The 17,925-nt window shown below is 34.2% G+C and carries 16 protein-coding genes; 4 read left to right on the forward strand and 12 right to left on the reverse strand.

The genetic code is table 11. From position 1 onward, the window contains the following. Positions 1 to 15: 15 nt before the first annotated feature. The 6 genes from ACP7AQ_RS07720 to ACP7AQ_RS07745 form a co-directional block, all read right to left on the reverse strand. Entirely contained in the window at positions 16 to 2,406 is a 2,391-nt protein-coding gene (locus ACP7AQ_RS07720; RefSeq protein WP_426095034.1) for a sulfatase-like hydrolase/transferase, read from the reverse strand. A gap of 19 nt (positions 2,407 to 2,425) precedes the next feature. Then, positions 2,426 to 3,856, reverse strand: coding sequence for a glycosyltransferase family 2 protein (locus ACP7AQ_RS07725; RefSeq protein WP_426095035.1), 1,431 nt, complete (start codon positions 3,854 to 3,856; stop codon positions 2,426 to 2,428). A gap of 2 nt (positions 3,857 to 3,858) precedes the next feature. Next, positions 3,859 to 4,962 (reverse strand): hypothetical protein, encoded by a 1,104-nt coding sequence (locus tag ACP7AQ_RS07730; protein ID WP_426095036.1) that lies wholly within the window; start codon positions 4,960 to 4,962, stop codon positions 3,859 to 3,861. 26 nt (positions 4,963 to 4,988) lie between these two features. Then, positions 4,989 to 5,357 carry a response regulator transcription factor gene (locus ACP7AQ_RS07735; protein WP_426064809.1) on the reverse strand — a complete coding sequence of 123 codons (369 nt, stop codon included), beginning with the start codon at positions 5,355 to 5,357 and terminating at the stop codon, positions 4,989 to 4,991. Positions 5,358 to 6,132: 775 nt separating this feature from the next. Beyond that, positions 6,133 to 6,897: a TIGR02757 family protein gene (locus ACP7AQ_RS07740; protein ID WP_426095037.1), complete on the reverse strand. Its 765-nt coding sequence runs from the start codon at positions 6,895 to 6,897 to the stop codon at positions 6,133 to 6,135. 138 nt (positions 6,898 to 7,035) lie between these two features. Further along, positions 7,036 to 7,698, reverse strand: a complete 663-nt coding sequence (locus ACP7AQ_RS07745; RefSeq protein WP_426064812.1) for an ABC transporter ATP-binding protein — start codon at positions 7,696 to 7,698, stop codon at positions 7,036 to 7,038. 245 nt (positions 7,699 to 7,943) lie between these two features. Here ACP7AQ_RS07745 and msrA point away from each other — a divergent pair, with 245 nt between their 5' ends. Further along, on the forward strand, positions 7,944 to 8,492 hold the full coding sequence (gene msrA, locus ACP7AQ_RS07750; protein WP_426095062.1) for a peptide-methionine (S)-S-oxide reductase MsrA: 549 nt from the start codon (positions 7,944 to 7,946) through the stop codon (positions 8,490 to 8,492). Between the two features lie 46 nt (positions 8,493 to 8,538). Further along, entirely contained in the window at positions 8,539 to 8,838 is a 300-nt protein-coding gene (locus ACP7AQ_RS07755) for a hypothetical protein (protein WP_426095038.1), read from the forward strand. Between the two features lie 16 nt (positions 8,839 to 8,854). Here ACP7AQ_RS07755 and ACP7AQ_RS07760 read toward each other — a convergent pair whose 3' ends face one another. The 5 genes from ACP7AQ_RS07760 to ACP7AQ_RS07780 all read right to left on the reverse strand — a co-directional run bounded on the left by ACP7AQ_RS07760 (position 8,855) and on the right by ACP7AQ_RS07780 (position 13,136). Further along, the gene (locus ACP7AQ_RS07760; RefSeq protein ID WP_426064814.1) at positions 8,855 to 9,157 is read right to left on the reverse strand and encodes a DUF6787 family protein; all 303 of its coding nucleotides are present in this window, start codon (positions 9,155 to 9,157) and stop codon (positions 8,855 to 8,857) included. Positions 9,158 to 9,189: 32 nt separating this feature from the next. After that, positions 9,190 to 9,624: a DUF6146 family protein gene (locus ACP7AQ_RS07765; RefSeq protein WP_426064816.1), complete on the reverse strand. Its 435-nt coding sequence runs from the start codon at positions 9,622 to 9,624 to the stop codon at positions 9,190 to 9,192. A 118-nt stretch (positions 9,625 to 9,742) separates the two neighbouring features. Further along, positions 9,743 to 10,693, reverse strand: a complete 951-nt coding sequence (locus tag ACP7AQ_RS07770; RefSeq protein WP_426064817.1) for a D-2-hydroxyacid dehydrogenase — start codon at positions 10,691 to 10,693, stop codon at positions 9,743 to 9,745. A 220-nt stretch (positions 10,694 to 10,913) separates the two neighbouring features. Continuing rightward, on the reverse strand, positions 10,914 to 11,984 hold the full coding sequence (gene serC / locus ACP7AQ_RS07775) for a 3-phosphoserine/phosphohydroxythreonine transaminase (RefSeq protein ID WP_426095039.1): 1,071 nt from the start codon (positions 11,982 to 11,984) through the stop codon (positions 10,914 to 10,916). Between the two features lie 93 nt (positions 11,985 to 12,077). Beyond that, positions 12,078 to 13,136, reverse strand: a complete 1,059-nt coding sequence (locus ACP7AQ_RS07780) for an acyl-CoA reductase (RefSeq protein WP_426095040.1) — start codon at positions 13,134 to 13,136, stop codon at positions 12,078 to 12,080. 137 nt (positions 13,137 to 13,273) lie between these two features. On the opposite strand from ACP7AQ_RS07780, the gene ACP7AQ_RS07785 reads away from it, so the two are divergent. Further along, the gene (locus tag ACP7AQ_RS07785; RefSeq protein WP_091171992.1) at positions 13,274 to 13,624 is read left to right on the forward strand and encodes a 4Fe-4S dicluster domain-containing protein; all 351 of its coding nucleotides are present in this window, start codon (positions 13,274 to 13,276) and stop codon (positions 13,622 to 13,624) included. A 211-nt stretch (positions 13,625 to 13,835) separates the two neighbouring features. Here ACP7AQ_RS07785 and ACP7AQ_RS07790 read toward each other — a convergent pair whose 3' ends face one another. Then, the gene (locus ACP7AQ_RS07790; protein WP_426095041.1) at positions 13,836 to 16,469 is read right to left on the reverse strand and encodes a TonB-dependent receptor; all 2,634 of its coding nucleotides are present in this window, start codon (positions 16,467 to 16,469) and stop codon (positions 13,836 to 13,838) included. 289 nt (positions 16,470 to 16,758) lie between these two features. On the opposite strand from ACP7AQ_RS07790, the gene ychF reads away from it, so the two are divergent. Beyond that, complete coding sequence (ychF, locus tag ACP7AQ_RS07795; protein ID WP_426064822.1) at positions 16,759 to 17,853, forward strand: redox-regulated ATPase YchF; 1,095 nt, start codon at positions 16,759 to 16,761, stop codon at positions 17,851 to 17,853. Positions 17,854 to 17,925: the final 72 nt, after the last annotated feature.

Genomic DNA, 17,925 nt, shown 5'->3' on the forward strand with positions numbered 1-17,925 from the left:
TAATTATTTTTGCCATCATTTTTTTAAGGAATTTTTAAAATTTGAGTATTCTTTATTTTTAGGATATAGCACCAATAGGCTATCCATAATTTTGTTTGAATCTTTATAATTCTGCATTCTATTGTATGCCTGAGCCAATTTATAACCCAATTCGGCATCATTTATTTGATTGCTTAATGCTTGTTTGCCAATAGCCACTGCTTTTTTATTTTGGTTTGACCACCAATACACATCAATCAGCGCTAAATAGGAATCACCAAAAAAAGGGGTTCTGTTGATTACTTCCAACAATTCTTTTTCCGCATTTTTATAATCGCCATCCCAAGCTAATATTCGCCCTTTCAGAGTTCTGACGTCGCCATAATTAGGAAGGTCATTCAGAACATAATTGCATAATAATCGTGCTTTTTCGCGCTCTTTTTTGAATGCTAAATCTCGTGCTAAAAAGAAAATGCGGTCGTGATCCAGTCCTTTTGTTAATTTCTTAATGGTCGAAAATTCTTCAGCAGTAAAAGTATATGTCGGTTTCTTATACCCTGAAACAGCGTTGGTGATTTTATTTTTTGTTGTCAAATAAGCATTTAATTTTTTAAAATCCGTGAAAGAACTACTTACCGTTTCCGTCATGTTGTTGTCCGTTTCACTCAGATTGAAATTTTCATCAATTTTAAACAAAGTCCCATCAGAATAGAAATAATCTTTATAAATATAATCATTGATGCTTCCTTTGTATCGCATCAAAGGAATATTGTGAATATTTCTAAATTGTCTCACAGTGTCGAGTCCCTTACTAAGCCAAGTTGTTTTTTCTAATACATTGAATTTGTGATTATTTGTTAAGAAAGAAACTAAACTTGGCGTTACATCACTGTGTGAAGAAATAGATTTGAATTTTGCCGTTTTCTTCAGCATCGGGCTATAAATGTAAAAAGGAACATGAAAACGGGATAAATTATCTTTTTGCGGTACCGGAATTAGCCTGTGATCACCTGTAATTATAAAAATGGTATTTACATAATCAGGTCTTTTAGAATAGGCTTCCATGAAATTTTGGATAGAATTGTCCGTGTACAACAAACAGGCAAATATGTCTTTGTATTCATTTAGTTTGTTTTTCTCAAAATATGATTTGTTTTTTAAAATGTGTTCCACTTTTTCTAAATACACTTTTTTAGAAGGGAAATCAAAAGGTTCGTGATTGGTGAGCGTCATTATAATATCCAGCCTAGGTTGCTTGCTACCTTTTAACTCAGTTAATGCTTTACGATATATTTCAGCGTCGGGATAACCCCATGAAAATCCACCGGCATTTTCTTTTGTTTTAACGTATCCGGGGCCAAATTTATTGATATCTATTATTTTATCGGTACCATTGTATTCTAAGAAATTACTTTTTCTGTCAAAACTGGATTCATCACCACAAAAATAATTGGTAGTGTATCCGTTTGATTTCAGTATACTGATAAGTGAATTGTGTTTTGGTAACGGATTTAATTCCATAAAGCCATTTTCGCCAAAAGGCAACGAACCTAATAACGAGGGCAGTGCGCCAAATGTTCGACCAGAAGTACTTACGAAATTCTCCCAATAAAGGGATTTCGAAGTCAACGAATCCAAGTACGGCGTGAAACCTTTGTACTCACCGTCATCCGTAAAATCACTACCAAGTCCTTCGACAATTATAAAAACAACATTTGGTTTTTCTTTGCTGATGTTGAAAAATGGCGCCAGAACATCTTTAGTGTTTTCTGAAGATTGTTCTAAAGGGTATTCTTTTCTAAAAGTGGGATTGTCCTGAGTAGCCAAAGATTTATCATTTTCAGCACGAATGATGTCACTCAACAAGAAATTCAATTTGTTTTGAGTAGCAGGTTTACCGCTTCCGGCAAGTACTAAATTTAAACTTCCAAAAAAGAATACAGCTACAAGTAAAATTTTAGAGTTGATTTTATGTCCAAAAAAATGCAACAACCAGTTCATTCCCAAATAAATAACAGGCAAAATTATCAACGGTAAAAATAGAAGGAATGAAATGGATATAGATGCAGTAACAGTAGTGTAGATATCACTCAAAGAATACCCTAAAAGATCTGCACCAAGATTAATATGAGTGGTTAGGCTGTATCCTATTAGTCCAAGTTGAATGAGCGCAATAATAGAGAATAATATTTTGATGACAATTATTCCCACAGAATTTTTAATGTATTTTAAAACTAAATACAACGGAAAAAACAACAATCCAATTAACATACCGGTGAAAAAATCATTTAATATTCTATACGCAAATGACAGTTTATCAAAATTTTTAATTACTTCAATAAAACTCAACAGGCAAAAAACAAGGATTAACGAAACCGTTGCATATAGGTATTCTAAAATGTCTTTATAAGTAAATTTCATTTTCATTGATCTGTGGTTTATTATTTTATCCTTTCGTCATTCCTTTTCGGGTCATTTCTCCCCATTTCTTATTTTTGTTAAAATAGTAATCTATATTTCCTCGAATTGCGGCATATAATATAAAAGGATGAGTAACGATTGGTTCTAAAAAAGCAATCCGTAATAAGCGAAAACCCGTTCCTTTCTTTTTATACTGATGATAGGTTAATTCTTCAGTAACTAAAGCTATCAGCGAAAAGAAAACGGTAAATAAATAGGCTAAAGTAATAAAGGCAATTGAATAATCCCATCGTACTAGATTCAGCAAAATAAGAATTCCAAAATAAAACAGACCAACCACTTCAATTACCGGTGCCAATCTTTCGAAAAAAAACCAATATGGATAACTCAGCATTCCCAGCGCTTTATATTTTGGATTAAAGCCAATTTTACGATGTCTTCTTAAGGTTTCAATAGTTCCGCGCGTCCATCTGTTTCTTTGGGAAATAAATATTTTATAATTATCAGGAGCTTCGGTCCAGCACAACGGATCAGGAATATACGCTACTTTATATTTTTTTTTCAGCTCCTCCATGTGGCCTCTCATTCTCACCACAAGCTCCATATCTTCTCCTACAGTTTTAGTGTCGTAACCGCCAACCCTAATTGCGATTTTTTTATCAAAAAGACCAAAAGCTCCAGAAATAACTAACAAACCATTGAGTCTGCTCCAAGCCATTCTTCCTAATAAAAAAGCACGAATGTATTCTAGAATTTGTCCTTGCTCTAATAGTTTTTTAGGAAAATTAACGTCATGTAATTTACCGTCGATGACAACACAGGAATTCGAAATTCTGATCACTCCACCGGCAGCAATAACTCTCCTGTCAGTGGTCTCCAGAAATGGCTTTATCATTTTTTGAAGAGAATCTTCTAATAATAAGCAATCTACATCGATACAAGCTACATATTTATTGTTGCTTATATTAAGTCCCATATTCAAAGCATCAGATTTTCCTCCGTTTTCTTTATCAACGATAATGAGTTTTTCAAATGCGGGATTTATTGATTTGTAAATTCCTTTTCTAAGGGGTTTGGTCGGAATTTGTTCGTTGATGAGATAATCTACCAGTACCAAATCATAAACTTCAATCAGTTTTTCCAAGCTATCATCTTTACTTCCGTCGTTTACTATGATTACGTTGTAATTTACATAGTGATTAGACAATAAGGAACGCACGTTTTCAACAATATTTAAGCTTTCATTATACGCCGGTGCGATGATAGAAATAGAAGGTGAAATGTTTGAGGACATTATTTCTTTGTAATTGACAAAACTGTTTTTTCTTTTGTATTCAACCGTCTCCACACCAGAAATGGCGGCAAGTAAAAGATAAGATCCTATTGCCGCAATGCTGTAAATAAAAAATAAATAATGAATTACCTCAAGAATAATTTGATATGTAGTTACACCCATCTTTAATTGTTTTCTATAAAATTAACAATTCTCAAAAATTTTGGCTCTGAAGATTCGAACTTAAGAAGATTGAATCTTTCTCTGTTAAGTACTTTTAAAATTTTTAAAGTAGAAACTTTAATTTCAAAAATTTCGTGATGGATGTATTTCACTACAAAAGATTCATCCGTTTGTTCATACAAATCCTCCATCATTTTAAAAAACGCAATTTGTTCCTCCGGACTGCGTTCTTCGATATTATTTTTCAAAATTTCTTTGGCTTCCAAAGCATTCAAATAACTTAATACATGTATTGCCTCCAGTCTGATTTTTTTATTAATGTGGTACAGCAAAATAATCAGTTCATCTTTTGCCTCGAACTGATTGTAAATTTTTGCAAGTTTTAAAGCAAAAATGATAACGGAATCATTATCGGAATTCAACCAAGATTTAATATTAGAAATATTTTGGTTTTCCATTCGTTGCAATACTTCTAATAATTGAATCTGGTCCCACTCTGATAATTGCGTTTCTAAAATATCTAAAAAATCAAGTCCTTCAAAATAAAATAAATTGACCATGTACAATTGCATTTCTTTTCGGACTTCTTTTCTGGGATGATTGATGTGAACAATAACTTCATCATGTGCTTCCTTGACATGAAATTGCTTTAGTTCGCGAATTCCTTTAGCTATGACGTACCATTTTTTATGTTTTAATCGTGATAAAGCAAAATTGACAAGACCGGTATGAAAGTACAGTTTCTGAATAGATTCAGCAATTTCCCCTGAAACTTCATTTTTTAATTTTAACAAAACAGCAATTAAAATTTTTCGTCTGAAAGGGTCTGGAATACATTCTTTTAATTGATTAATAATTACTTTTTGCTCTGCGCTTATCTCCTCTTCGTCATTTCCAGAATACAAATATTTAATAAGAGACGATTCGTAATCATTCTCAAATTCAGCAGTCACTCTCTCTTTTTTTCTTAAATGTCCTCTCAAAAATTTTAGATAAAGAATCAATGGAGTGAGAATTATAAAAAACACACCACTAATGATCCATGCTACTTGAATAATAGATGGCGATTCATGAAAATAATCAATCAAATAGTAATTTGTATTCATAGTGTAATATCAGGCAATTTAAATTATTACGGCAGTAATCTTTTTATTCTAATGACCAGTTCATTAGGGCTTAAAGGTTTACTCATAAAATCAGTAGCACCTAAATCAAATGCTTTAAGGACTATTTCCTCTTGACCGGCTGATGAAAAAACAATAATAGGAGTTTGCATGTTCAGTTTATTTCTTACATGACTAATGACTTCTAATCCGCTGATGAAAGGCATCATAATATCGGTCAAAATTAATTCTGGACTGTGTTCTTCAATTAATTCAATTGCTTCTTTGCCATTTACAGCGGTCAGAATTTTATAACCTTCTTTTTCTAACCTAAATTTTAACAACAACAAAAAAATAGAATTATCTTCTGCTAAGACAATTTTTTTGGCATCAATCATGGTACATTAATTTTAATTCTGGTAAAAATGTATACGACTGCTGCTTTAAAATTAATTGGTAGAAATTTATGACTTCTGCAATTTTATTTCGTAGTTTTTCTCTGAGTAATTTTTTTGTCATAAAGTGAATCTCTAATTTATTCTACTTGGGAATGCCAAATAGGAATGATTGGTCTAATACCTATCATTTATATTTACGAAAAGTCATCAACAATGGTTTCTGACTTATGTTAATTTAATGAAGTTATTTAGAACTTGGTGATTTTAGTAAATTATCAAAGTACGTAAACAAAGATTATACCCATTGTGATGAAAGCTTATTTGTAATTTTTGTTACAAACTAATACAATCTATGTTAAGAAAGACTTGTTTTGACGAGATCATTAAATATGTCTTTGTTGCCAAATCCATTATTTTTTAGATTTAGCAACAGATGGAAGCTGGGAAAGATAAAAAGCAAGTTGTGTTTTATAAAATGCCGAATCAAATCACTTGGTAATTTGAGTTTATAAAAAGAATTATTGGGAAAATTAAATTCAGTTTTTAAATTTTTTAGGCTATTGAAAAATATTAATTCAGCTCGGAAAATAATGTTGACTTCAATATTATCTCGCAGCAAAACATTCAAGTAGGTTTTCATGTTTTTGTTCAGTTTAAGTTCAATTTTTGTAAAGGCATTTGTCGTAAATAAAATAGCGGGAACTGTTCTAAAACAACTTTCGGTTTAAATATATAAATAAAAATTACACAAACGATAAAATACCGTTTCAGGAAGTCAAAATCCTTCGAAAACCCCTAATCCAAATAAAGCAAAATCGTACTTTACGGGATCTTTTGCATCAAATTCACGAAGTTTTAAATCCAATTCTGACAAAGCTTTGCCGTCATTTTGTTTTCGTGTCAATATTGCTAATTTGCGTGCCACATTTCCGGAATGTACGTCCAAAGGGCAAGATAATGAAGCTGTTGAAATACTTTTCCAAATTCCTAAATCGACTCCTTTGTTGTCTTGGCGAATCATCCAACGAAGATACATGTTGATTCTTTTTGCTGCCGAATTATTCAGCGGATCCGAAATATGTTTTTGGGTTCTGTACTGGTGTGGAACTTCGAAGAATATTTTCTTGAATTCATGGATGCTTTTTTGCATTGAATGGGTTTCCTGATGTTTGCTGAACACCGCTTCTAAACCGCCGTGATTGGTGTAGATGTGCTGTATACTTCTAATAAAACAGGCAAAATCGATTCCGTTGAACGTGCGATGTACAAAAGTTTCCAATCGTTCCAAATCATTTTCGGTGTGCGACATGACAAAATCAAACGGGGCGTTTCCCATTAAATCCATCATACGATATGAATTACTTATGATCATCTTGCGATTTCCCCAAGCAATAGTGGCACTGAGAAAACCGGCAATTTCAATGTCTTCTTTTAGTGAGAATAAATGTGGAATTTGTACCGGATCACTTTCTATGAAGTCGGGTGTGTTGTATTGCAAGACTTTTTCGTCGAGAAAATCTTTAAGTTCTGATGGATTCATTATTGATGATGACTTATGATACTAATTTTTTTTAGGAAGTACAGCTTGTTCTTGCAAGGTTTAGCCCAGATAGAAACGGCATCCTTTTTATTTTTTCTTTAAAAATAAAAAGATATAGTGAATAGCTGGAAATAGCTCCTAATTACTAATTAATCCGTCAACCATTATTAGTTTTCTATCGGCCATATTGGCTAAATCTTCATTATGAGTAACAATGACAAAGGTTTGTCCCAATTCATCTCGCAGTTTGAAAAATAATTGATGCAGGTTCTCAGCGGAAGCCGTGTCGAGATTTCCGGAAGGCTCATCAGCAAAAATGATGGCTGGTTTATTAATCAGCGCTCTGGCCACCGCCACACGTTGTTGTTCCCCACCAGAAAGTTCATTTGGTTTGTGGTTCATTCGATGTGAAAGGCCAAGATATGTCAATAATTTTTTGGCTTCGACCTCAGTTTCCTCTTTGGATTTATTAGCAATAAATGCAGGAATACATACATTTTCCAGTGCGGTAAATTCAGGCAATAATTGATGGAATTGAAATATAAAACCTAAATTTAGGTTCCTGAATTTAGATAAGTTTTTGTCATTCATGGTCAGAATGTCTTCATTGTTGATGCGCAATTCGATTCCGTTTTCAACGGTTGGCTTGTCTAAAGTACCGAGAATTTGCAAAAGTGTCGTTTTCCCGGCACCGGAAGCACCTACTATGGAAACAATTTCTCCCTTTTGAATATGCAAATCTACTCCTTTTAATACGTGAAGTTGATCATAATATTTATGTAGATTTTTTGCTTGGATCATTTTAAAACTGTTTTGACAAAGAAACAAAGATTTTAGTGATTATTGAAAGCATCATAGTAAATTTTGATTTGACAAAGTATAAACTTTAGTTAAGAGGGAATATTCGAAGGATTTTAATGAATAACTTTGACTTTAAATCATATATAATGAAAAAAATAATTGGGTTTTTTTTGGCGCTGTTGCCTTTTTCATTTTGTGCAAAAGAAAAGAATGTTATTTTGCCTAAAAGTATAGAAACTAAAAATATGGAAATACAAAACGAAATTGAAGTTGCAACCTTTGCGGGAGGTTGTTTTTGGTGTACTGAAGCAGTTTTTTTAGAACTGGACGGTGTTAGTAAAGTGGTTTCAGGATACATTGGAGGAAACACGTTAAATCCTACGTATCAGGAAATTGGTACTGGAGAAACCGGCCATGCTGAGGCGATTGAGATTACATTTGATCCTAATAAAATCAGTTTTGGTGAGCTTTTGGAAATATTTTTTGCCACACACGATCCCACGACATTGAACCGTCAGGGGAATGATGTAGGGACACAATACCGCAGTGAAATTTTTTACCATAATCCTTTCCAGAAACAAATGTCCGAGGATTATATGGCTTTAATGACTACTGAAAATACGTTTGGCAAACCAATTGTTACCAAAGTTTCTCCAGCCCCCAAGTTTTATGTTGCGGAAAATTACCACCAAAACTATTACAATCAGAACAAAATGCAGGGATATTGCAGCTATGTTATCACGCCCAAAATTGATAAGTTGAAAAAATTATATCAAGCTAAGCTAAAAAAATAATTGGCATTAGATTTGTAAGTAGTTTGAAAATAATAATCAAAATACCATGACAGAACAAGTGTCCGTTAGTGCAGTAAATAACAAAACTAGAGATTTGGTGTTGGGAATTCTGTTTGATTCCATTGGAATGCTTTCATTTACCGTCCCCTTAATCGGTGAATTTTCAGATGTAATTTGGGCTCCTTTAGCTGGTTTTTTGATGACTTGGATGTATAAAGGAACAATAGGTCGAGTGGGAGGAGTAGTGACATTTCTGGAAGAAATTTTACCATTTTCGGATTTTATACCAACGTTTACCTTAACCTGGATTTATAATTATGTAATTAAAAACAAAAATGCCTCGTAATTCGAGGCATTTTTAGTTAGTCGTTAAAAAGAAATCCTAATCCCATGCGTTTCAGCAATTTTTTTTCGAAAGCCCAAAAGAATCTGAACTGTCCAAATAAAAAACCAATTAGAACCAAAAGTACTTGATAGATCGGGAAAATTAAAATTAATCTGATAGGAGTGAACCAATAGCTTAAATCTTCTTTTGTAATTCCAAGCCAAAAACAAAACGGTTTTGAAAGCCATGCCGATGCCGATCCGGTTATTGCAAAAACAATAAATATTAGGGTAAGTTGAAAATTAGTTTCAATTCCCCATCGCTGTTTAAGTTTGTTCATTTTTATTTATAATGAATACAAATATAGCAACATTATCTGATGGGGACAAAACCAAAAAGTTTTTGTTTGTACGTGTTTTGAAAATAAATCATATAATTGTATATCAAATAATTTACCTCGTACCCATAATCAATATTAGGGTCATAATTGATTGTCATTTCGTACAAATTGGGATCATATCGTTGCGGTTGCAACACCCGACTGTTCCATTCACTCACATAAAACTGGTTTTTGTTTTCAAAAAAAGATTGAGAATGATATTGTCGTGGGAATGCTCTTGAATTGAGCCAGGTATTAAAACCGGGATCAATAATAATCACTTCATATTCCAGTTTGTCATTGGCAATTCTTACCGTATCGCCTTGAGCCGCAACTGATTTTTCAGTATTTGGAAAAGCAGACTTTGAGGTAGTACAGCCCAAAAGCAAACAAAAAATGACAATTATTATGTAGTAGCTATTCTTCATGATAATAAAATTGAATTATAAAGTTACATAAAACAAATCATTGATTGGTATACTGTTAAGTAAAAAAAGAGGCTGTTTTTATCAAACAGCCTCTCATTAAATATTTAAGAAGGAAAAATTAACCTAATATACTAATAATTTGTGAGGCTAATTCAGTACCAATTCTATCTTGGGCTTCTCCTGTTGCCGCTCCAATGTGTGGAGTCAACGAGATTTTATGATTCATCAAAATAGCCATTTCAGGAGTTGGTTCGTTTTCAAAAACATCTAGTCCAGCAAATAATACTTTTCCGCTGTCTAATGCTTTTACTAATGCAACTTCGTCAATAACGCCGCCACGAGCGCAGTTTACAATACCTACACCGTCTTTCATTATAGCCAATTCTTTTTCTCCAATGATGTAACCATCTTGTGCGGGAACGTGTAACGTAATGAAATCAGCTTCTTTGAATAAAGATTCCAATGATTGAGAAACGATATTTGTTGTGATGGATTGTCCGTCAAAAAATTCAACTTTAACATCAACTTGCGGGATAAAACTATCGGCAGCAATAACTTTCATTCCTAATCCTAACGCCATTTTAGCGGTAGCTTGACCAATACGGCCAATTCCAACTATTCCAAGTGTTTTTCCTCTTAATTCGATTCCGTTTGCGTATGCTTTCTTCAAACCATCAAAGTTGGTATCTCCTTCAAGCGGCATGTTTCTGTTCGAATCATGTAAAAAACGAACACCAGAAAATAAGTGTGCAAAAACTAATTCTGCAACTGATCCTGAGGATGAAGCTGGAGTGTTTATTACGTGAATCCCTTTGCTTTTCGCATAATCCACATCAATATTATCCATTCCTACACCGCCACGACCTATAATTTTCAATCCTGGGCAAGCATCAATGATATCTTTACGAACTTTAGTCGCACTACGAACCAAAACTACGCTTACATTATTTTCATTAACAAAATTAGCGACCTGTTCTTGCGCTACTTTAGTCGTTATAACTTCAAATCCACCTTTTTCTAAAGCTAATATTCCACTTTTAGAAATTCCGTCATTGGCTAATACTTTCATTTTTTATGTCATTGCGAGGAAAGAAGCAATCTAGTCCTCATATTATTTTTATTTTATTTTTCTGAAGCTATTTCCCGCTATCCGTTACAATCTTTCTAGTCCTGAACTTGTTTCAGGATCCTGAAACAAGTTCAGGACTAGAAAGGATTTTCACTGCTATCAGGGCTAGGAATCCAGAATTCAATTGCTATTTTGTATAACTGAAAAGTGCGGCTAAAAACTAGACTTTGGCTTCCAATTCTTTCATTACATCCACTAACACCTGAACACTTTCTAACGGAAGCGCATTGTACATAGAAGCTCTGTAACCACCTACTGAACGGTGCCCCGGTAATCCAGATATTCCCGCTGCTTTCCACATTGTATCAAATGTCTCTGCATGCGCTTCATCATTTAATAAAAAAGTAGCATTCATGTTCGAACGATCTTCAACAGCTGCAGCTCCTTTGAATAATGGGTTTCTGTCAATTTCTCCATAAAGCAATGCCGCTTTAGCATTGTTTATTTTTTCAATAGCAGCAATTCCACCAAGGTTTTTCAACCATTGTAGCGTCAATAAAGATGCGTAAACAGGGAAAACAGGCGGCGTATTGTACATGCTTTCGGCTTTGATATGTTTGGCGTAATCCAGCATACTTGGGATTATTCTACCATTTTTACCTAAAATTTCTTCTTTTACAACAATCAAAGTAGTTCCTGCGGGACCCATATTTTTTTGTGCTCCTGCATAAATCAAATCAAATTTAGAAAAATCTAATTCTCTTGAAAATATATCGGAACTCATATCGCATATAAGTGGCATATCAACTGATGGAAATTCTTTCATTTGCGTTCCAAAAATAGTGTTGTTACTGGTGCAATGGAAATAATCAGCATCTGCTGGTATTGTATATCCTTTTGGAATATGATTGTAATTTTGTTCTTTTGAGGAAGCGACAACAACTGTATCTCCAAAAAGTTTTGCTTCTTTTATAGCTGCTGCTGCCCAAGTTCCTGTGTCAAGATAAGCCGCTTTTCCACCTTCTTGCATCAAGTTGTAAGGAACCATTAAAAATTCTAAACTTGCTCCGCCAGCAAGAAATAATGCTTGATATCCTTTGCCTTCGAGACCTAAAAGTTCAAGAACGATGGATCTCGCTTCATCCATTACCGCAACGAAGTCTTTGCTTCTGTGCGAAATTTCTAAAAGTGATAACCCGGAATCGTTAAAATTTAAAATTGCTTGTGCTGATTTTTCAAAAACTTCTTGCGGTAAAATACAAGGTCCTGCGCTGTAGTTGTGTTTTTTCATGGTGTAGTTTATGTCCAAAAAATTAAAATGCAAATTTCGACAATAGGAGTTTAAAAAGCGTTAATTTATTCGGAATAATTGAACTTTTTTTGGCTATATCGTTAACATAAATGAAATTGTATCGGTGTTATCTGCGTAATTCCATAATCGGGGATTTTGAGTTTGTCCAAATGCCACGCTGTTTTCAATAGTCTCATCAGCAACAATACATTGTAACAGTTCATTTTCAGACTTTAATCTCATTTTTAATTCATTCAGATCATCGTAAAACTCATAAAAAACACTCGAAATAGGCGAGGCATGACTTTGATCTTCTTTTAAAGTCAGAAATCCATTATCCAATAATTTAAAATTACTCATCAGGAAAACGGCTTTGTTGTAATCGTAATTGTTAGCGTATTTTTCGTAATGAATTACGTCTTGGTAGGCAAATATCGCTTCAAAAAAAGGAACAAAGGAATATCCTTTCGGCACAAAAAGTTTAGAAATATTGCGGCAACCTAATCCAAAATAACGAAAAATATCTTCGCCCAAAGCGGTAAGTTGTTCTTTGGTTTCATTTCCGGTCAAAACCGCTACTGAATTTCTGCTTTTTCGAATAATGGAAGGTTTGTCTTTAAAATAATATTCAAAGTAACGAGCTGTGTTGTTGCTTCCTGTGGCTATTACGGCATCAAAATTTTCTAATTTTCCATCTACAAAAGTAATATTCTCAGCAAATTCAGGATTAACCGCAGTAATGTATTTCGCTAAAAAAGGCAATAAATGCTGATCGTTTGATGATGTTTTTACCAGCACATTATTTCCTGTAATCAAAACCGAAAGGAAATCGTGAAAACCTACCAAAGGAATATTACCGGCAAGAATCAACGCGACATTTTTAGGCTCTCGGATCGGAATTGTGTAGCTTGAAAGCCATTTATTCAGGTTCTCTTCTGTTAAAGCTTCTGCCCAAGAATGTATAGAGAAATAGACGTTTTCAGGAGTGTACCAGCCATTGTGCGATTGTGATAAATGTATTAATTCAACAAAAGCATCAAAAAACGTTTCGTTGCGCAAAACGGCCGGATTTTTTAAAGTGTTATTTTCAGAAAACTGACTTAAAAATTTTCCTAATTCAACAAAAACACTTTTTTTTGTTTCTAATGTCATAATGTTTGCTTATGAATAGTTTTGATTGTAATTTTGCACAAAAATAAGCTATAAAACGTATAGTTAAAAGATTAAAAGAGGAAAGATATGAGAATCTTAAATCCAAAATCTTATTTCCTTAATCCTAAATTAAAAAGATGGCAATTATAATTACAGACGAATGTATCAATTGTGGTGCTTGTGAACCCGAGTGCCCAAATACAGCAATATACGAAGGAGCGGACGATTGGAGATATAAAGACGGAACAAAACTAAAAGGGAAAGTGATTTTACCTGATGGAACCGAAATTGATTCTGATGAAGCTCAAACTCCCATTTCTGACGAAGTGTATTATATTGTACCGGGAAAATGTACTGAATGTAAAGGTTTTCATGATGAGCCACAATGTGCGGCTGTATGTCCTGTAGATTGTTGTATTCCGGATGACAATCACGTCGAAAGCGAAGAAACGTTACTGAATAGGCAAGCGTTTTTACACAACGAATAAAATAGTATTTGTTAGTACATCAAACCAAGAATCCTGAGTTTTACGCTCGGGGTTTTTTGTTTTATTTTTGTAGTGTGATCATACTACGCTAATCGGTAGCATATATTTTCCGTCAATAATAGCGGTTAGTAAGTATTCAATTTTGGGAGAGTAAGCGAAATAAAAAAAGGGCTGTCATTGACAGCCCTTTTATAATCATTGGATAATTGAATTAGAAATTAAATCCCAATCGAGCATAATAATAGGCACCACTGAATCCCATTTGTACTGAATCCCAATATCCTCCTGCTTCAGTATTTCCTTGCTCATCTTGTTTGTCAGGGTAAATATTGAAGAGGTTATTGCTTCCAATGCTCAATTTTAATTGCTTCGATAATTTGTAGCCTAAAGTTAAATCAGTAACCGTTTTTGCGTTGTATACGTCATCTTCATCAGCATAATCCACAAGAACTACTTTACTAAAATGGGTGAAAGCTAAACCAGCATCGAATTTATTTTTAGAATAATTAAGATTTAAGCCAAATTTACTTTTTGGCGCTGAAGCCAATAAGAATGCTTTTTCACGTTTTCCAAAAAAAGTACCTTCGTCTAAACTTCCGTTTTTCACATTGTCAATTTTCATGTCATTGATATTTCCAACCAACGTCGCTCCCAATTTTGAATCGCCAAATGTTTTTTTCCATGCAAAAACTAAATCTAAACCAGCTGTTCTTGTATCAACACCATTGGTAAAAAATTGGGCAGCTGAAACACCAAGATTTAGTTGGCTTGCATCAAAATAGCCAGTTAAAACAATTCTGTCTTTTACCTTAATATAATATCCATCGACTGTAGCTGTAAAATCTCCAAAATTTGAAGTAAAACCTAATGATGCATTAACTGCTTTTTCCTCATTTAATTTCCCGATTCCAAATGCTTGCGTTACAGGGCTATTGTTTGGTGAGAGTAGCACTTCTGTTGCTCCTCCGGCATTAAAATTAGTAAAACGTAAGTTGTAGTAAATTTGTGCCAATGAAGGTGCTCTAAATCCTGTGCTTAACGAACCTCTAAAATTAATGTTTTTCGAAGCTTTAAGTCTAGTCGCTATTTTTCCATTAACAGTACTTCCAAAATCACTGTAGTTTTCAAAACGAACCGCTGCACTTACTAAAAAACTATCCGTTATATCAAATTCTGTATCCGTATATAAAGACAAGTTCGTACGACTTTTATCAACGACATTTGCGGGACTATATCCCGGAAACCCTTGAGAACCTCCTGGTCTTGGCTCTCCGGAAATAGGATCGATTGGAGCAGATTGAGTTGCAGGATTAGTTATAGGAAATCCATTGGTGTCATAAGTAGCGTAAGAACCTTGTTCTCCGGCAAAAATGTTGAATTTTTCAGTTCTGAATTCTGCTCCAAATGCAAGATTCATTCCTGATAAAACGGAACTGTAGTTTTTTGAAAAATCAAAATTTGTTGTGTTTTGGCTCAAACTATGTCCTCCGGCGTCAAATTCTGTTGGAGAAGCATCTTCTAATGATGCATTGATAGTTCCTTTGATAAAATAATGGAAAAGGTTTTTTCCAAATGTATTGCTAATGTCTATTTTCCAACCACTTGCCGTTTCAGTTCTAAAACCTGCAGCAATAGAGTTGTCAATAATATTTGACGTAATTCTAGGGGTGTAACCTCCAGGATATACGGATTCTACTACTCTTTCACCATCATTTCTTGTAAAAGCATATGCATCCGTATCTCTATAGTTTCTTCCGCCAAAAGCGTAAAATTCAGTTTTATCGGATACAGGAATAGCCATGTTTCCAAAAAAATTGAATCCTTGAATTTCTGCTTCACCAAAACCTTTTCTGAAATCATATCCAGGGCGTAAGGTTTTATTTTTACTTAAATATTCTGTGGTAAAATTAGCAAAACCGCCTTTTTCTCCAATCGCAACACCATAATTAGCTGCTACTTTTATAGAACCACCATCAAAACTTTTATTTTTGCCTTTAGAATTACCGAAACCATTTTGGTCTAATCGATTGCCATCTGTATTAGCGGTTCCGGGAAGAAAATCTCCTTTTGCATTTGTATTATAGGCACCGTAAGTTACGGCACCAGTTAATTCATTTACATTGTCATTCATAACAATATTGATCACTCCTGCTATAGCGTCAGATCCATATTGTGCAGCAGCACCATCTCTCAAAATTTCAATTCTTTTTATTGAAGATGCCGGAATCGCATTCAAATCTGTTCCGGTATTTCCCCTTCCACGAGTTCCAAAAAGATTGACAAGAGACGATTGGTGTCTTCTTTTTCCGTTTATCAAAACGAGCGTTTGATCAGGGCCTAAACCTCTTAGTGAAGCGGGGTCAACATGATCTGCACCGTCAGAACCTGATTGTTTGTTCGCATTGAATGAAGGTGCAACATATTGGAGTAATTCATTAATTTCTAATTTTCCGCTTTGTGTCGTTACGTCTCTTACGTTAATAATATCAATGGGGACCGCTGAATTTACTACCGTTCTTTTTGAGTTTCTGGAACCCACAATTACAATATCTTTCAGGACTTCTCCGCCCTCTTCTGATAAAACAACCTTGATAAAAGTGCCTGTAACCAATTTTTCGATAGTAGAGAATCCTACATAACTAAAAACTAAAGTGGCACCTTCTTTCACTTTTATTTTATATCCTCCATCGCTGTCGGTGGAGACCCCGTTGTTCGTTCCTTTCTCGATAATGTTAACACCTGGTAATCCAGCACCAGTATTATCTTGTACTACACCCGAAACTTCCTTTTGGGCAAAAAGAAGCGTGACGTTTAATAGGAATAATAATAATATAAATTTTTTCATAATAAGATGTGTTTAGTCCTTTGTTTAGTTTTAAATTATTCGCAATATAATTTTTTTTAACAAAATATTAGAACATAATTTAATTTTTTTTTAAAAATGTATGATACCTGTTTAAACTGCGATTTTTATCAATTTAAATATTATTAAAATCTTATCTTTGCAAACTTTTGAGCGACCGCTGAATTTACAAATAGCGTGTGATACGTAAAAAAAGTTTCGTAAGATCGGTTGCGAAATAACAACAGGTTCACGACACAATATTCCATTAAAAATAAAATATTATCCACATATGAAAGCAGGAATTGTAGGATTACCAAATGTTGGAAAATCAACATTATTCAATTGTTTATCCAATGCAAAAGCGCAGAGTGCCAACTTTCCTTTTTGTACTATTGAGCCAAATATAGGTGTTGTAAATGTACCAGATCCGAGAATTGAAAAATTGGAAGAGTTGGTGAAACCAGAACGCGTTCAAATGGCAACGGTTGATATCGTTGATATTGCAGGATTGGTAAAAGGTGCCAGTAAAGGAGAAGGATTAGGGAATCAATTTCTTGGAAACATCAGAGAATGTAATGCCATTATTCACGTTTTGCGTTGTTTTGACAACGATAATATCGTACACGTTGACGGAAATGTAAATCCAATTCGTGACAAAGAAACGATTGATATCGAATTGCAGTTGAAGGACTTAGAAAACGTTGAAAAACGTCTAGAAAAAGTAAATCGCGCCGCAAAAACAGGCAACAAAGAAGCGCAAACCGAAAAAGCACTTTTAGACCGAATCAGAGAGACGTTACTTCAGGCAAAATCTGCCAGAACGGTAACTCCTCAAAATAATGATGAGGAAATTTTGATGGAAGGGTTTCAATTGATTACCGCAAAACCAGTCTTGTATGTTTGTAATGTGGATGAAAACTCAGCTGTGAGCGGAAACAAATATGTTGACCAAGTTCGGGAGTTGGTAAAAGATGAAGATGCCGAAGTGATTATCCTTTCGGTTGGTGCTGAAGCTGATATTACCGAATTAGAAAGTTACGAAGAGCGTCAGGTTTTCTTAGAAGACATGGGTTTGACGGAGCCTGGAGCGTCAGTTCTTATTCGTGCAGCCTATAAATTATTGAAGCAACAAACCTATTTTACAGCAGGTGTAAAAGAAGTTCGTGCTTGGACTATTGATATTGGATCCACTGCTCCACAAGCCGCAGGAGTGATTCACACTGATTTCGAAAAAGGATTTATTCGTGCCGAAGTTATTGCGTACGAAGATTTCGTTCAATATGGTTCAGAAGCTAAATGTAAAGAAGCCGGGAAATTTAAAGTAGAGGGAAAAGAATATGTCGTAAAAGACGGAGATGTAATGCATTTTAGATTTAACGTTTAAAAAAAAGTCATAAAGGCAAAAGTGATAAAGTCGAAAGTTAGTAATTGCTTTCGACTTTTTTTGTACCTATTC

This window comes from Flavobacterium sp. DSR2-3-3, assembly GCF_049896585.1.
Taxonomy (GTDB): domain Bacteria; phylum Bacteroidota; class Bacteroidia; order Flavobacteriales; family Flavobacteriaceae; genus Flavobacterium.